Genomic DNA, 12181 nt, shown 5'->3' with positions numbered 1-12181 from the left:
CGATGGCGGACCAGCCGCGGCGGCCGAGAACCCTGAACGACGCGCGCACCGAGGCCGAGGCCGCGTTCAAGCGCACTACCACCAAGGTGGCGGAAGCGCCGCCGAAGACGCCCCGGCTTCCCGGCGTGAGGGAACTGGTCTCGCTGCGCATCGATCAGGATGTGCTGGAATATTTCCAGGAAGGCGGCCCCGGCTGGCAGGACCGCATCAACGAGGCATTGCGAAAGGCCGCGGGCAAATAGATCGCCGCGAGCACGCATTTTGATTTTGCGAAGCGGAGAATGAAAAAGGCCCGGGATGAACCCCGGGCCGTTTTGTAGATGGGTCGCGTTGGGGTTTAGCGCAGCATGCCGCCCACGACGCCGCCGATGAAGCGCCCGGCGCCGGCCGGATCGGGGCCGGGGTTGCTGTGCTGGCGCTGCGGCGGTGGCTGCGACTGCCCTTGAGGCTGCGCCTGAACGGTGCTGGGGGCGCGGCGCTTGGGAGCGGGACGCTCCTCGTCGGAACTCGCGGTAGGCGCGGCTGCCACGATCTCCGTCAGCAGCGCCTTGTGCTGCAGCCTGTTGAGGTAGCCGCTCTTGGGATAGCCGCGGGCGGCCTGCCAGCGCGTGATCACGCCGCGGGTTGCCTGATCGAACTGGCCGCTGACCTTGGTGTCGAAACCGAGCCCGGTGAGGCGGCGCTGCACGTCGCGGCGCTGGCCCTTGTCGAGGCCGATCTGGTCCTCGGTGGTCTGGTTCGCTTCCTCCTTGAAGGTCGCGGGGTCAATGCCCGTGCTCAGGTTGCGGGTTGCATCCTTCGCGCCGCTCTCAAGCGACGCAATGCGCGACAATGCCAGCGAGCGGAACTGACCGTTCGGGTAGTTGCTCAGATAGGCATTGAGCTCTTCCGGCTTGTTGGAATCCTTGATCGAGCGCCAGAACTCCAGTTCGACGTCCGACGCTTTTGAAGCGCCCGCTGCTGGCGCTGCAGCCGCGACGGCTCCGGGCGCGGGTGCGCCGTTCAGGTAGACCGAACCGATCAGGTTGGTGTGACCCCAGGGCAGTTGTCCCTTGCTGGTTTCCTCATTGACCTGGGCGCGGACCTTGGTCATCGCCTGCTGGATCTCGACGCCGGGCTGGGTGAGGTTGGCGAGCAGGGCGCGCGTGAACGGGCTGTTGCCGCCTTCCTGGCCGTCGAGCGCGGTCTGGCCCGGGCCGGTCGCGAACGCGATCAGCGTGCCTTCGCCGGATTTCATTTCGGCGAGACCTGTTTGCACGTTGACGCTGCGGGTCGCGGAGTTCGACTTGATCTTGGCCGCAAACGGGTTGTCGCGGCAGGCATCGAGGAACACCAGCTTGACCTTGGCGTCGCCCATGGTCTGCTCGAGCGTGAGGTCGATATTGATCGCGGCGCCGAGCTTGACGTCCATTTCGGATTTGATGTCGGCGTCGATCGGCAACAGATAGTTGGTGCCCGAGATGGCAATGCCGTGACCGGCGTAGAAGAACAGCGCGACGTCGGCGCCTTGCGCCTTCTTGCCGAAGTCGAGCAGCCGCTCGGTCATCTTGTCGCGCGTGAGATTGGAGCCCTCGACCACTTCGAATCCGACATTGCGCAGGGTCGCGGCGATCGCCTTCGCATCGACCGACGGGTTCGGCAGCGGTGCTACATTCTTGTAGGCGCCGTTACCGACGACGAAGGCAACACGCTTCTCGGCGCTGGCGGCGCCCGCCGTAAAGAGCATGCAGATGGCGGACAAAATGAGGGTTGGGTAGCGCATAGGAAATCCCCCTGCAGAATCGATAAAAGGCTTTGGCTTTAACGCTGGCTGGACATTACAGAAAACCGCCCGCTTCGCGCCACAAAAAAGCAGCGCGACAACCAAATCCGGAGCCATCCGTTACCGTCGCGACACGCACCGTGGCGTGATCTAGATCACAGCCCGGCAAATAAAGTTCAGTTTTGGGCGGACGCTTTAGTCGAAGGATTCGGTTTCAGGTTCAACAGATTACCGGTGAGGATCAGCGCGGCGCCGAGCACGGTGAACAGATCGAGCCGCTCCGAATAGATCAGCCAGCCGGCGGCGGCGGTCAGGGGAACCCGCAGAAAATCCATCGGGATCACCACGGTGGCATCCGCATGCAGCATCGCGCGCGCCATGCAGTAGTGGGAGAACGTGCCGCAAAACGCGATCACCACGACCCAGCCCCAGAGATAGCTTGGCGGCCACGTCCAGACGTAGAGCGCGGGAAAGAAACCAGCCGCCGATTGCACCACCAGCATCCAGAACATGATCGATAGCGTCTGCTCGGTCCGGGTAAGCGACTTGACCATCGCGACCGACACGCCGAACCCGACTGCGGCCGCCAGCGCAATCAGCTGCCCCGGATTGACCTCGCTGGTGGCGGGGCGAACGATCACGACGACGCCGACTATTCCGAGCATGATCGCCGCGATCTTCCAGATAGTCATGCGCTCGCCGAGAAAGGTCGCGGCCAGGATCGCGGTCCAGATCGGCATGGTGAATTCGATGGCCACCACCTGGCCGATCGGGATCAGCGTCAGCGCAAAGAACCAGCCGAGCTGCGCGCCGTAGTGAATGAGGTTGCGCGCCACGTGCTGCGGCAGCCGCGTCGTCTTCATCATGCCAAATCCGCCGCTGGCGCGGATCAGCGGGTACAGCATCAGGAAGCCGAGGACCGAGCGCGTCTCCATGAGCTGGAACACGTTGATCTCGCGCGCCGCCTCGCGCCCGGCGATCGCTATGATCAGCATCAGGGAGAGCCAGCCGGCCATCCACAGCGCGGCCAGGGTTTTGGATTGTGTGCGGTCCATTCGGCAAGCTGAGGGGTTGGGGCAGGCCGGTATCGGCGAGCGCGCCACAATTTGCAATGCGCATATGCGGCGGGGCAGCGATGCGCGTCGCAATTTCGCTGTGGGAGCGGCTGCCGGTTCAGTGCTAAGGAGCGGCGGTCTCAAGGAGGACTTACGCATGCGTATCTTGCAACCGGCCGAATGGTCGAAACCCCGCGGCTTCTCGCACGGTGTCGAGGTCGACGCTTCAGGCAAATGGATCGTGCTGGCCGGCCAGACCGGCGGCGACGAGAAGGGCGATTATGCCCCTGACATGGCCGCCCAGGTCGGCACCGCGCTGAAGCGCGTCGTCAAGCTGCTTGGAGAAGCCGGCGCGGGACCGGAGCACATCGTGCGCCTGACCTGGTACCTGACCAGCCGCAGCGAATACGAAGCCGCAGCTCCCGGCATCGGTGCAGCCTGGAAGGAAACACTCGGGCGCAATTTCCCGCCATCGACGCTGCTCTACATCGACGGGCTGGTCGACCAGCGGGCGAAAGTCGAGATCGAAGTTACCGCCTTCGTGCCCAAGGCGTAACTGACGTCACAAGCGCCAAGACAACTGCCAAGACAAGTGCCAAGCGCCGTCTGCTTCAATAAGCGCGCCAGCAAAGACAAAAGGATATCGTGAGCCAATGACCACTCGATCGACCTCTGCAGACTTCGTGACCGCCTTCGCAACCGGCTGGCCCGAGCACCAGCCCGACATTATGGTGCTGTCGCTGACCACGCACCGGGGCGTGCAGGATTTTGCGTTAAACAAGGAGCAGGCCTTGTTGATCGCCAAGACGATCAAGGAGACCGCGGCGAAGCTCGAAAAACCGAAGACGAGTTGAAAGGACAATCGCCAACTCCCGTGCTGTCGTCGCCCGCCTTCGCGGGCGATGATAGGGTGGCGGGGCGGATTGGCCTACTTCGACAGCGTAATATTGGCAGCGCGGAACTGGCTGTCGGCCTTCATGGCGATATGCTGCTTATTGCCGGTGGTCTTCAGCGCGATGCTGGCGCCGAAGCCCGCCGCTTGGGCGATGACCTGGAAACTGCCGCTGGCGCCACGACCCTGGATATTGCCGCCGATATTCCGGCTGGTCTCGCTCCAGGTGCCGCTGACTTCGCCGCCTGCTGCGATCACCGCAGCCAGCAAGTTGAACCTGTAGGCGTCGCTGGCGCAGGTGAGGCTCATGTCCATGCTGGCGCCGATAACCTTATAGGTCGCCCGGCAGCGGATCCGCTCGCTAGAACCGTCATCCAGCGTCACGGTGCCGGGTCCGGACCAGGTGCCGGCCATGCCGGCGAACGCACTGGACTGGGCGTAGCTGGTGGAGGCGGCGAAGGCCGTCAAAAAAAACGCGACGGCTGCGAATGTCAGCCGCCGCGCTTTGGCGAAAAATTCTGAAGTCTGGCTTGCCTTACTGACGGGACGCTTCCCATCGACCGCTGCACGCGACACCAGCTGAAGCCCCATTCCATTTCCCCGATCCGGAGTTGCCACTGAGTTGACCGTTCGCATATGCACCATTGATCGAGACTCGTACAAGTCCCCCGCTGCCGACACTGCCGGAAACCGGACCGCCGGAAATCTTGCCGCCAGCGACGTTCACGGTCGAGGTAGTCTGCGCATCGCAACTGCCCGTTTTTGTGACAACGGTAACCTGCCAAAGGCCGTCATAGGGCGACTGGGCGGAGGCCGGAGCTGCGGCCAAGGTCGCGGCGGAGGCAAGAAACGAAGCAAACAAAATGTTGCTGATGCGATTGGCGCGCATGGATCAAATCCTTGAGATGTGTGTGATGACGCGCCTTATCCGGTCACAATGTGTCCAAACTTGGGTGCGACGCAACACTGTGGAAAGTTCCCGAAATCTCAAACACATCAAGGTGAATCTGGTTCCGGGAAAGTCGCGACTTCGTCACGTTTCCTGCAGCAATAGCAGTGCCAGAGGTATCTCGGTAGGGCTCAGTGTTTCGCGTCGAACAGGTTGGGCGCTTTGGTGGCGAATTCCTCGTCCTGCGGAGTGGCAGGGAGGCTGTGGTGGGTCTTGGCGTGAAAGATGACGTCCGCGAGCAGTTTCTGGCCCAGCGGGGCCAGCGCCCGCTCCCAGAGCTCGCGGGCGGTCTCTCCCTTCCTGACGAACACCCACTCCTGCGCCGCGATGGCGCCGGCATCCATGCGGTCGGCGAGGTGGTAGATGGTGCCGCCGGCGATCGGATCGCCTTCCTTGATGGTCCATTCCACGGCGGCGATGCCGCGGTGCCGGGGCAGGAGCGAAGGGTGGTAGCCGATGCCGCCGAGTTTGGCGGCAGCCAGCGCTTCCCTGGTGACGCGGGCATGGCTGTGCGCGGTCACGATCAGGTCGGTATTGGCCGCGACTTCCGATGCGACCACGCGCTTCGGATCGGCCTGCACGACGACCTCGATCCCGGCGGCCCGCGCGGTGGCGGCAAGCCGGTCCTCGCCATCGTGGACGACAACGCGGACGATATCGACCCCGTGTTGGCGCAGCGTGTTGAATGTCGTCGCGCCGAAATGGCGGGAACCGACCAGGGTGATCCGCATGTGTTCTGTCCGTCGTTAATCAGGCCGGTATGCCGATAGCACACCATGGCGGCCTGTTTCGACGCTGGGCCCAGGACGTTGGGGTTATCAACAGGGCGGACCGGCGCAGCCGGTCCAGCCACTGCGGTTCGTCGAGGGCATCGAAAACATCACAAGCTGGCCGAGGATTGAAGGATGTAGGAGCGCGGAGCTTGCGCTGACGCGGCCGCAGCGACGAGCGCGCCCCGTGTCGCCAGACAAATGAGAGCGCTCGTCATCGCCAATTGCCCCCAAGGCATTGATATTTGCCGCCATGGTTCTGTGGCGCTCTCATAGGCCATGCCCTGGCTCCGCAAACTCAACCCCGATTGCGCTATTGGACCATGGCCGGCCTGCTGGACGAAGGCGGAAGGCTGCTGGACTAGCTTTTGACCTAGTTCGCTAAGATTTGCATTTTTCTCCCGATCCGGCCCTTGCCTATGAAGAGCCCCGGCCGACCGGAAGGGCAAATCGAGAAGCCCTCGCAAGTGATGAGGCGGAATGATTGGGCGCTTTTCAAATAGGCTTATCTAAAGAGCAGCTAATTGGAACGTAATAAATATCGGCTTGGCCGCACGGTGAATAAGTATAAGCGACCTTCCAGGCTTTCCCGGTACGAAGGCGCTCAGGAATGGTCGGCGTCAGCTGATGCGCGTACCCCAAACGGGTGAAGCGCGCTGAAGCTATTTCGTGCGTGTTCTTGAATCCGCAATTGACAGGCATGCACTGCAAGCTCAAACTGAATTAAGTTTCAATGTCGGCAATATTTAATCAAATTCATTGTTGGAGGCAGTGATGCAAGTATTTGAATCGCCGCGCGGGAAGTTGGCTACCTTCGCAATTGCGGCTTTGATTGTCGCACCAACGATCACTCAAGCCGACACAATCGTGCAGAATACCGGAACGTCTGGATTCCCCGGCACGTTCAATTTTATCGGATACAACTCTTCCAACGTTGCATTTGGCCAGCCCGTCGCATCTCAATTCTTGGAATTCGGCGGACGATTTCATCCAAGCGGATCAAATGCTGATCCAGCCTTCGGAGCCAACACGACCGTAACTGCAACGCAGAACGGCGTCCAAGTTAATGTCCCCTATCTCAATGCCATTCCGGACCCCAATCTTTTCGATAGAAGGATTGCGTACAACCCGAACCTTCTCGGACCGTGGCAACTCACCGTTACCAACCCGAACTACACCAACACGCTCGTAGTTAATACAGCCGCGATTGACTCCAGCATCGGGGTGCCTCCCTTCATTACGGGAATTGCGCATCAGCGGAGCCTCAAACGCAACAACGACGCCCACGATTTCCTGGAACGCGCCGGCCTATAATCCGCCGGGCGGCTACCAGCAGGCGACCCGGATCTTTATCGTGGATCTCAATAACAACAGACAGCAAATCTTCAGGATAGATCTTCCGTCGGATCAGACGAGCTTTACCGTTCCCGCTTCGGCGAACCTTTCTCCTAACGGTCATTACGGCGTGGTTATCCGGGATGACTACCGGACGCCAAGCAATGCGACCACCGGAGCCAGCTCGCACAGCTTTTTTGATTTCCATCCCACCGCGGTTTCGCAATTCAGTGGTCCGGTCTATGTGCCCGTCTCGTCTGTCAATGCAGTCGGTGATACGGTCTACAGCTTCCATATCGATGTCACCCACGGCCAGACCTACAATCTGGATCCGGCTGCAGCGCTGGGTTATATCTTTTCGGTAGGCGATGGCGGGCCGAACTTCGCGAGCGTGATTTTGCCAGAGTTGGGCTTGGGGCACGCTTACGGCCTGTATATTTGGAATGGAACGAACTACGTCTTCGCCGCAGATCTCCTAGCAAACACCCTGTTCGATTTTGGTCCGAACGGCGTGAGCAAGTTCAAGGTCCTAGGTATCGACGAAAGCTTGGGTGTCGACCCCAATAGCTCGACAGCGTTTGTGACCCAAGTAACCTTCACAGGCGACGGTGTCTTCACAGGCACGATGACGGCCATAACCGCCGTCCCCGAGCCGTCCACGTGGGCGATGATGATCCTCGGCTTTGCGGGCGTCGGCTACATGACCTATCGACGTCGCAAGACGGCAGCACTCGCAGCCTGATCAATAAGGTTCGAAGAACACAGAGACCGCCTTCGGGCGGTCTTCTTGTTTGCCGTGCCCTCATAGGCCTTTATCCGAGCCCGGTACTTAGGCGGAATTGCCCTTAGCGCCGCGCTTGGGACCGTAGAGGGGAGCAGCGGCGCCCGCCAGCGTGAGAGGCCTCACATCGGGACAAACGACGCGGCGTTACCCTTCCGGCAAAGATTGGCAGCCAGGGAATTTTGCCATGAAACGCCTTCTTATCTTCGCCGCTATAGCGCCGCCGCTCGGCTTCGTCGTCGCGTTCTGGGTGATGCTGCAGATTGCCAATTGGCTTGCGGGCAGCCCGAACACGTTCGATATCGCCCAAATCATGATGCTGCCGACGATATATCTGGTCGGCTTGGTCCCCGCGCTATTGGCCGCGTGGTTCGACTATGCGCTGGCAAAGCGCAACGTTTCGTACCGCATCGCGGTCACGGCGTTGTTCGGCTACGCGATCAGCTACCTGCCGCTGGCAGTAGCGTTCAGGATGGGTTTTCGCCTACGGGCCCGACGTCCTGCTATTCGGCCTCATCGGCGCGGTGCCGTCAGCGGTGTGTTCGTGGCTGGCGGCGGAGCGGCAGGCGCCTGACCTTGTTCCGTCACCATGACAGGATGCGCAGCTCTGGCCGGGAGTAGGCCGGGATCGGTGGCTGAACCGGCTCGGACTGTTGCTCGGCCACCATCTGCAGTCGCGCCCGCAGGTCGGCGCTGCACTGCTTCATCTGGTTGCGCAACTCGCGCCGGGTAAAGGCGGTGAGGGAGGGATCGCCGAGCTGCTGCCAGGCAGCGCGCAGCCACTGCTGCAGGGCGCGGATATCGGGATCGAGGATCTCAGGCTGGTTCATGCCGCCGGAATCTCAAAACGTGATCGCGCCATGAATAAGCCTGATTCTCTGGCCGACGCCTACTCCATCACAAGACGAACAGCTTCAAATAGACAGTCCGCCTGGAAGCGAGGGAACGCGCACGCAGCCTGATCGTTGGATGCTGTGCCTCCTGGAGAGACCTCGATGTCCCGAAATCCGGCGCTTGCTCTCTTTGTGGTGCTCGGCCTGATCGCCCCCGCAAGCGCATTCGCGCAATTGACACCGCCAGCCGGCTCGGCCGGCGCCGGCAATTCATCGATATCAGGCGTGCCGTTCGGCCCAGCCAATCCGCGCGCGCTTTCCGATCCCAGCGGCATCGGTAATGCCGCGGCAATCCCGCCGCTCAGTCCCAACCGTCCGCCGCCGCCGACCTCGTACGGCGCGGTCGATACGCCGGCGCCTCGCGCACGCCTTGCGACGCCCTATGTCGGCCCGTCGCAACGGATTATTGGCCCGCGTCATAAGCCGCGAAAGCCACCGGTCCGGCGGCCGGGACGCCCGGAGATGAGTAGGTTCACGGGGATCTGCCGCGGATGTTAGCGATCAAATTGCGGTCCATGCTGCGAGGCGCAACCGACGCTCGCCGTGATGGACATTCGTCTCGCCAGCACCCGCGATGGCATCGACGCCGCACGGCAACTGTATCAGGACTTCGCCATTCGGTCCCTCCGGCGAACACCCAATCTCCCCTGCGGCCGATCTCCGCTCCGGAAATGGCCACGGCGGACTGTACGTTTCCATATCGATGCTGCGTGTGCGCTCGGGAAGGCCGGCTTGCGAAATTAGGACGCCCTTCAAGCGCGACGTTCTTGTGGCAGGCGGTATGCCGACACAGTCATAGACCATCGCGCAATGGCGGCTGAACGGACAATTCACCGCCCATTCAGCGTAGCTGAGGTCGGCCGCCCCGAGGCGTGAAAAACAAAGGCCGCCCGGAGGCGGCCTGTAATTCTGATGCTGGTTGAGGATCAGGCTAGTTGAGGATCAGGCTCGGCGAAGCGCTACCGCCGTCTGGTTGCGGCGGCGATAGGCCAGAAAGCCGTCGCCGGCGAACCCCAGGATCATCATGGCCCAGGTCGAGGGCTCGGGCCGGGTCGTGGGCGCGCGAATAGCCGGAGATCTCGGGCCAACGCTTCTTCATCCCGACGGCAATCTGTTGGGCCAGGCGGTCTTCACACAGAAATGGCTTCAACGACGCTCGTCGTTGCGCCCTCAACCGTGCGCGGTGACGCCGGAGATATCTTTTGGATCGCGTATGCATGAGGCATCGCTCCAATATTTGGAAGCCGTCACCAAAAGAACCCTCCGGAAAGGCGATGGTCTCCTGATGGGGGCTTACGATGATCGTGCCTGGCGGATTATTTTCTTGCCCGCAAACGTCTCGGCGCGTTTAATTGAGCTAATAGAGTCATTTAATCCGACCCATAATTTCAGGCAAGGGAACCGGGGTCAATCGGCATAATTACGGTTAAATTGTTCGGGTGGGGCGCTCGAAGGGAACTTTCCACTTTTCCCCGATTTAAGCCCCGGAGTAGGGGAGCGATAAACATGGCCAAGCGCTGGAGTGCCGGGGATATCAGAGACCTCAAGACTCTCGCTCAAAACTATTCAGTTCAAGCGATTGCCGAAAAGATGGATCGAACCGTGGGTGGGGTGGCCTTCAAGGCTCACCAACTAGGGCTACCGCTAAAAGCGCGCTCGCGGGCCACCGATCCGGAGTCCATGGATTTCGATTGGACAGAGAGCGACAACAGGCCGCCTGCGTCTGACGAATGCCACTGAGGCCAAGCCTGGCATCTGACAATGCCACTGACGCAACGCCTGCGGCCCTCGAGGCGAGGTTCTGATGCGGCCTCCGCTGCGAGCCTAGCCGGTGCGGTAGGCATCCAGCGCATGGGCGGCGAAGATGCCCACGCTGACCAGGGCGAGGATAGCTGCTGAGAGCTCGATCATTGCCCGGCCTCCCGCTCATGGATTGTGGCGAGGAATCTGCTGCGTGACTGGTTCCAAATGAGATCGAAGAAGAATTGCATGTTGGCCGTCCCTGTTTTCTTAACAACCAGTTAGACAGCCGTTTGTTTCAGGACGTTTTCGTCGTCCTCGGAAAATGGTTTCGTCCAGACGTTGGCGGCAACTGAATGATGACAATTTCGCGACCGAAGCGCATGCTTTTTGTGACACCAGCGGAGTGATTCGATCATGCTGGAAGCAATTGTACTGTTGCTGGCTGTGAGCACCTGCGCCCTGATCCTCATTGCCTTCTGGGGCCTCGACCTGCTCGGGATGCGGCGCCGCAGAGGATAGGCTGATTCTGGTTCAATGCGGACCGTTGCCGCGAAAGGCACCGGGACGAGGGTGTTGCTTGTGCCTGGGGGTGTGAGCCGTCACCCATGTTTTTCGGGCGGGGCGGTTGTCGTGGTGAAGGCTGCCGGATGAACGGCTCGGTCCGAGCCGGGGCTACGAGTCGCGAGACAGCGGCCCAAGCCGATGCCGGGCAGTTCCACAAACCTGAAGCAAATGTGGGCTGGTACGGCCGTAAGTCGCGTCGTCGCAAAGCAGGGCGCCCACTCGCAGTAAACCAACAGTTAACTATAAATCGGTACCATCTGCTGTGTCCGGGTGGTGACCGTCCGGTTAAACGGGAGCGAATATCATGCCCGTCGAGATGCTGACGTATGCGGAACTGGGCGAACGGCTCAAAATTTCCGCGGAGGCTGCTCGGGCTCTGGTAAAACGACATCGATGGCCGCGGTCGCGCTCCAACGACAGCAAGACGCTTGTGCAGGTCGACCTCACCGAAATCAGCCATTCCCCAAGCTCCCGTCAGCCGCAGGCACAGGCCGGTCACCAGGTGGTCACCGCCCTAAAGCAGAAAATTGAGATATTGCAGGCCGAACTGACCGAGATGAAGGCTATTGCCAGCGGCCATCGGACCGACTTTGAGAGAGAATGCGAACGCACGAACAAGCTCTTGGCCGAATTGCTCAAGGCCACCTCGGAAAGCACGGGCGCCCGGGAAAAGGCAGCTCTGCTCGAAGGGAAGCTATCGATGCTAACGCAACCCTGGCGGCGTCGGCTGGTCGATGCTTTCAGCCTTGCCTTGCCACAAGTCGCATGCAACGCGCGCCAGAGCGCCGGAAGCATAGCCCAATCGCATAATTGAACCGACCGACCTGCTCGCCTCGACCTAATTCACGCCGATGGAGTCTGGATAGGCTCCGTCCCGCTGGCTGGCGTCAGCGCCAATGGCGGCGGGGATGACGGTGGCCCCAGTAGTAACGAGGTCCCGCTCGCCGCCAGCCATAGCTCGTGTAGGGATTTCCGGGCCCGTAGTTCTGGCAATTTGCGTTCGGATAGAACTGGGCGCACCAGCCCGGATTAGAAATTACGTGCTGCGCCGAAGCCGGGCTGGCAAGTGCGGACAGGAATAATAAGGCAACGGCGCCAAGCAAGATCGTTGGTCTCGTCATCTTGTCTGCGACTCTAACGGCGATTGATCGTAAGCGTTCCGATTAACCCGTTGACGCGCGGGGGACTCGATCAGATCGCGCATGGCTCGCCTCAATCTGTGTAGCCGCTGACCATGGTGTCGTAAAAGACCGCCCGAAGGCGTTCTGTGGCAGCAAGCTACTGGATCCGAAACTCATCGCGGTTTCTCCCAGACGCGATGAGTGTGGCTAACCATCTCGGGATTTTACCACGCCCCGACCAAGTCTCTGAGGGATTGTCAGGATTCATAAATTTTGGCTCGACCTTGGGGTAGGGCCGACGCTGAGGGATGTCTTT

The 12181-nt window shown here is 60.9% G+C and carries 16 protein-coding genes and 1 pseudogene; 9 read left to right on the top strand and 8 right to left on the bottom strand.

Annotated features, from left to right (window positions below; all coding sequences use genetic code 11):
- The first annotated feature begins 2 nt into the window (after window positions 1–2).
- On the top strand, window positions 3–242 hold the full coding sequence (locus tag V1279_RS16805; protein WP_214490211.1) for a BrnA antitoxin family protein: 240 nt from the start codon (window positions 3–5) through the stop codon (window positions 240–242).
- A 95-nt stretch (window positions 243–337) separates the two neighbouring features.
- Here V1279_RS16805 and V1279_RS16800 read toward each other — a convergent pair whose 3' ends face one another.
- Both V1279_RS16800 and V1279_RS16795 read right to left on the bottom strand, forming a co-directional pair.
- Window positions 338–1762, bottom strand: coding sequence for a caspase family protein (locus V1279_RS16800; protein WP_334437820.1), 1425 nt, complete (start codon window positions 1760–1762; stop codon window positions 338–340).
- 176 nt (window positions 1763–1938) lie between these two features.
- Window positions 1939–2817, bottom strand: a complete 879-nt coding sequence (locus tag V1279_RS16795) for a DMT family transporter (RefSeq protein ID WP_334437819.1) — start codon at window positions 2815–2817, stop codon at window positions 1939–1941.
- Window positions 2818–2974: 157 nt separating this feature from the next.
- Here V1279_RS16795 and V1279_RS16790 point away from each other — a divergent pair, with 157 nt between their 5' ends.
- Both V1279_RS16790 and V1279_RS16785 read left to right on the top strand, forming a co-directional pair.
- Window positions 2975–3373 carry a RidA family protein gene (locus tag V1279_RS16790; protein WP_334437817.1) on the top strand — a complete coding sequence of 133 codons (399 nt, stop codon included), beginning with the start codon at window positions 2975–2977 and terminating at the stop codon, window positions 3371–3373.
- A 97-nt stretch (window positions 3374–3470) separates the two neighbouring features.
- Window positions 3471–3671: a hypothetical protein gene (locus V1279_RS16785; RefSeq protein WP_334437814.1), complete on the top strand. Its 201-nt coding sequence runs from the start codon at window positions 3471–3473 to the stop codon at window positions 3669–3671.
- A 74-nt stretch (window positions 3672–3745) separates the two neighbouring features.
- On the opposite strand, the gene V1279_RS16780 is transcribed toward V1279_RS16785, so the two are convergent.
- The 3 genes from V1279_RS16780 to V1279_RS16770 form a co-directional block, all read right to left on the bottom strand.
- Window positions 3746–4300: a hypothetical protein gene (locus V1279_RS16780; RefSeq protein ID WP_334437811.1), complete on the bottom strand. Its 555-nt coding sequence runs from the start codon at window positions 4298–4300 to the stop codon at window positions 3746–3748.
- Window positions 4245–4598 (bottom strand): hypothetical protein, encoded by a 354-nt coding sequence (locus V1279_RS16775; RefSeq protein ID WP_334437808.1) that lies wholly within the window; start codon window positions 4596–4598, stop codon window positions 4245–4247. The genes V1279_RS16780 and V1279_RS16775 overlap by 56 nt, the downstream gene beginning before the upstream one ends.
- A gap of 191 nt (window positions 4599–4789) precedes the next feature.
- The gene (locus V1279_RS16770) at window positions 4790–5389 is read right to left on the bottom strand and encodes a formyltransferase family protein (protein WP_334437806.1); all 600 of its coding nucleotides are present in this window, start codon (window positions 5387–5389) and stop codon (window positions 4790–4792) included.
- An 813-nt stretch (window positions 5390–6202) separates the two neighbouring features.
- Here V1279_RS16770 and V1279_RS16765 point away from each other — a divergent pair.
- The 3 genes from V1279_RS16765 (at window position 6203) to V1279_RS16755 (ending at window position 8118) form a co-directional block, all read left to right on the top strand.
- A complete protein-coding gene (locus V1279_RS16765) occupies window positions 6203–6742 on the top strand; it encodes a hypothetical protein (RefSeq protein ID WP_334437804.1) in 540 nt (179 codons plus the stop codon).
- 40 nt (window positions 6743–6782) lie between these two features.
- Window positions 6783–7505: a PEPxxWA-CTERM sorting domain-containing protein gene (locus V1279_RS16760; protein ID WP_334437802.1), complete on the top strand. Its 723-nt coding sequence runs from the start codon at window positions 6783–6785 to the stop codon at window positions 7503–7505.
- A gap of 226 nt (window positions 7506–7731) precedes the next feature.
- Window positions 7732–8118: a hypothetical protein gene (locus tag V1279_RS16755; RefSeq protein ID WP_334437800.1), complete on the top strand. Its 387-nt coding sequence runs from the start codon at window positions 7732–7734 to the stop codon at window positions 8116–8118.
- Between the two features lie 10 nt (window positions 8119–8128).
- Here the strand turns inward: V1279_RS16755 and V1279_RS16750 are convergent, their stop codons facing one another.
- The gene (locus V1279_RS16750) at window positions 8129–8374 is read right to left on the bottom strand and encodes a hypothetical protein (protein WP_334437798.1); all 246 of its coding nucleotides are present in this window, start codon (window positions 8372–8374) and stop codon (window positions 8129–8131) included.
- A 165-nt stretch (window positions 8375–8539) separates the two neighbouring features.
- Here V1279_RS16750 and V1279_RS16745 point away from each other — a divergent pair, with 165 nt between their 5' ends.
- Window positions 8540–8935 (top strand): hypothetical protein, encoded by a 396-nt coding sequence (locus V1279_RS16745; protein ID WP_334437796.1) that lies wholly within the window; start codon window positions 8540–8542, stop codon window positions 8933–8935.
- Window positions 8936–9379: 444 nt separating this feature from the next.
- Here V1279_RS16745 and V1279_RS16740 read toward each other — a convergent pair.
- Window positions 9380–9484 (bottom strand): annotated as a pseudogene (locus V1279_RS16740) (PEP-CTERM sorting domain-containing protein); the annotation flags it as partial.
- A gap of 459 nt (window positions 9485–9943) precedes the next feature.
- Between V1279_RS16740 and V1279_RS16735 the strand changes: the two are divergent.
- Both V1279_RS16735 and V1279_RS16730 read left to right on the top strand, forming a co-directional pair.
- Window positions 9944–10177 carry a hypothetical protein gene (locus V1279_RS16735; RefSeq protein WP_334437793.1) on the top strand — a complete coding sequence of 78 codons (234 nt, stop codon included), beginning with the start codon at window positions 9944–9946 and terminating at the stop codon, window positions 10175–10177.
- A gap of 871 nt (window positions 10178–11048) precedes the next feature.
- Window positions 11049–11558 carry a hypothetical protein gene (locus tag V1279_RS16730; protein WP_334437791.1) on the top strand — a complete coding sequence of 170 codons (510 nt, stop codon included), beginning with the start codon at window positions 11049–11051 and terminating at the stop codon, window positions 11556–11558.
- 464 nt (window positions 11559–12022) lie between these two features.
- On the opposite strand, the gene V1279_RS37855 is transcribed toward V1279_RS16730, so the two are convergent.
- Entirely contained in the window at window positions 12023–12133 is a 111-nt protein-coding gene (locus V1279_RS37855; protein ID WP_442894891.1) for an H-NS histone family protein, read from the bottom strand.
- Window positions 12134–12181: the final 48 nt, after the last annotated feature.

This window comes from Bradyrhizobium sp. AZCC 1610 (assembly GCF_036924515.1).
Classification (GTDB): domain Bacteria; phylum Pseudomonadota; class Alphaproteobacteria; order Rhizobiales; family Xanthobacteraceae; genus Bradyrhizobium.
Note: the sequence above shows the minus strand (reverse complement) of the source record. Positions and strands in the feature narration are given on the sequence as shown.

What these genes read in the sequence shown, in the direction of transcription:
- V1279_RS16805 (WP_214490211.1), top strand. Translation starts at nt 3, where the DNA reads ATGGCGGACCAGCCGCGGCGGCCGAGAACCCTGAACGACGCGCGCACC.
- V1279_RS16800 (WP_334437820.1), bottom strand. Translation starts at nt 1,762, where the DNA reads ATGCGCTACCCAACCCTCATTTTGTCCGCCATCTGCATGCTCTTTACG.
- V1279_RS16795 (WP_334437819.1), bottom strand. Translation starts at nt 2,817, where the DNA reads ATGGACCGCACACAATCCAAAACCCTGGCCGCGCTGTGGATGGCCGGC.
- V1279_RS16790 (WP_334437817.1), top strand. Translation starts at nt 2,975, where the DNA reads ATGCGTATCTTGCAACCGGCCGAATGGTCGAAACCCCGCGGCTTCTCG.
- V1279_RS16785 (WP_334437814.1), top strand. Translation starts at nt 3,471, where the DNA reads ATGACCACTCGATCGACCTCTGCAGACTTCGTGACCGCCTTCGCAACC.
- V1279_RS16780 (WP_334437811.1), bottom strand. Translation starts at nt 4,300, where the DNA reads ATGGGGCTTCAGCTGGTGTCGCGTGCAGCGGTCGATGGGAAGCGTCCC.
- V1279_RS16775 (WP_334437808.1), bottom strand. Translation starts at nt 4,598, where the DNA reads ATGCGCGCCAATCGCATCAGCAACATTTTGTTTGCTTCGTTTCTTGCC.
- V1279_RS16770 (WP_334437806.1), bottom strand. Translation starts at nt 5,389, where the DNA reads ATGCGGATCACCCTGGTCGGTTCCCGCCATTTCGGCGCGACGACATTC.
- V1279_RS16765 (WP_334437804.1), top strand. Translation starts at nt 6,203, where the DNA reads ATGCAAGTATTTGAATCGCCGCGCGGGAAGTTGGCTACCTTCGCAATT.
- V1279_RS16755 (WP_334437800.1), top strand. Translation starts at nt 7,732, where the DNA reads ATGAAACGCCTTCTTATCTTCGCCGCTATAGCGCCGCCGCTCGGCTTC.
- V1279_RS16750 (WP_334437798.1), bottom strand. Translation starts at nt 8,374, where the DNA reads ATGAACCAGCCTGAGATCCTCGATCCCGATATCCGCGCCCTGCAGCAG.
- V1279_RS16745 (WP_334437796.1), top strand. Translation starts at nt 8,540, where the DNA reads ATGTCCCGAAATCCGGCGCTTGCTCTCTTTGTGGTGCTCGGCCTGATC.
- V1279_RS16735 (WP_334437793.1), top strand. Translation starts at nt 9,944, where the DNA reads ATGGCCAAGCGCTGGAGTGCCGGGGATATCAGAGACCTCAAGACTCTC.
- V1279_RS16730 (WP_334437791.1), top strand. Translation starts at nt 11,049, where the DNA reads ATGCCCGTCGAGATGCTGACGTATGCGGAACTGGGCGAACGGCTCAAA.
- V1279_RS37855 (WP_442894891.1), bottom strand. Translation starts at nt 12,133, where the DNA reads ATGAATCCTGACAATCCCTCAGAGACTTGGTCGGGGCGTGGTAAAATC.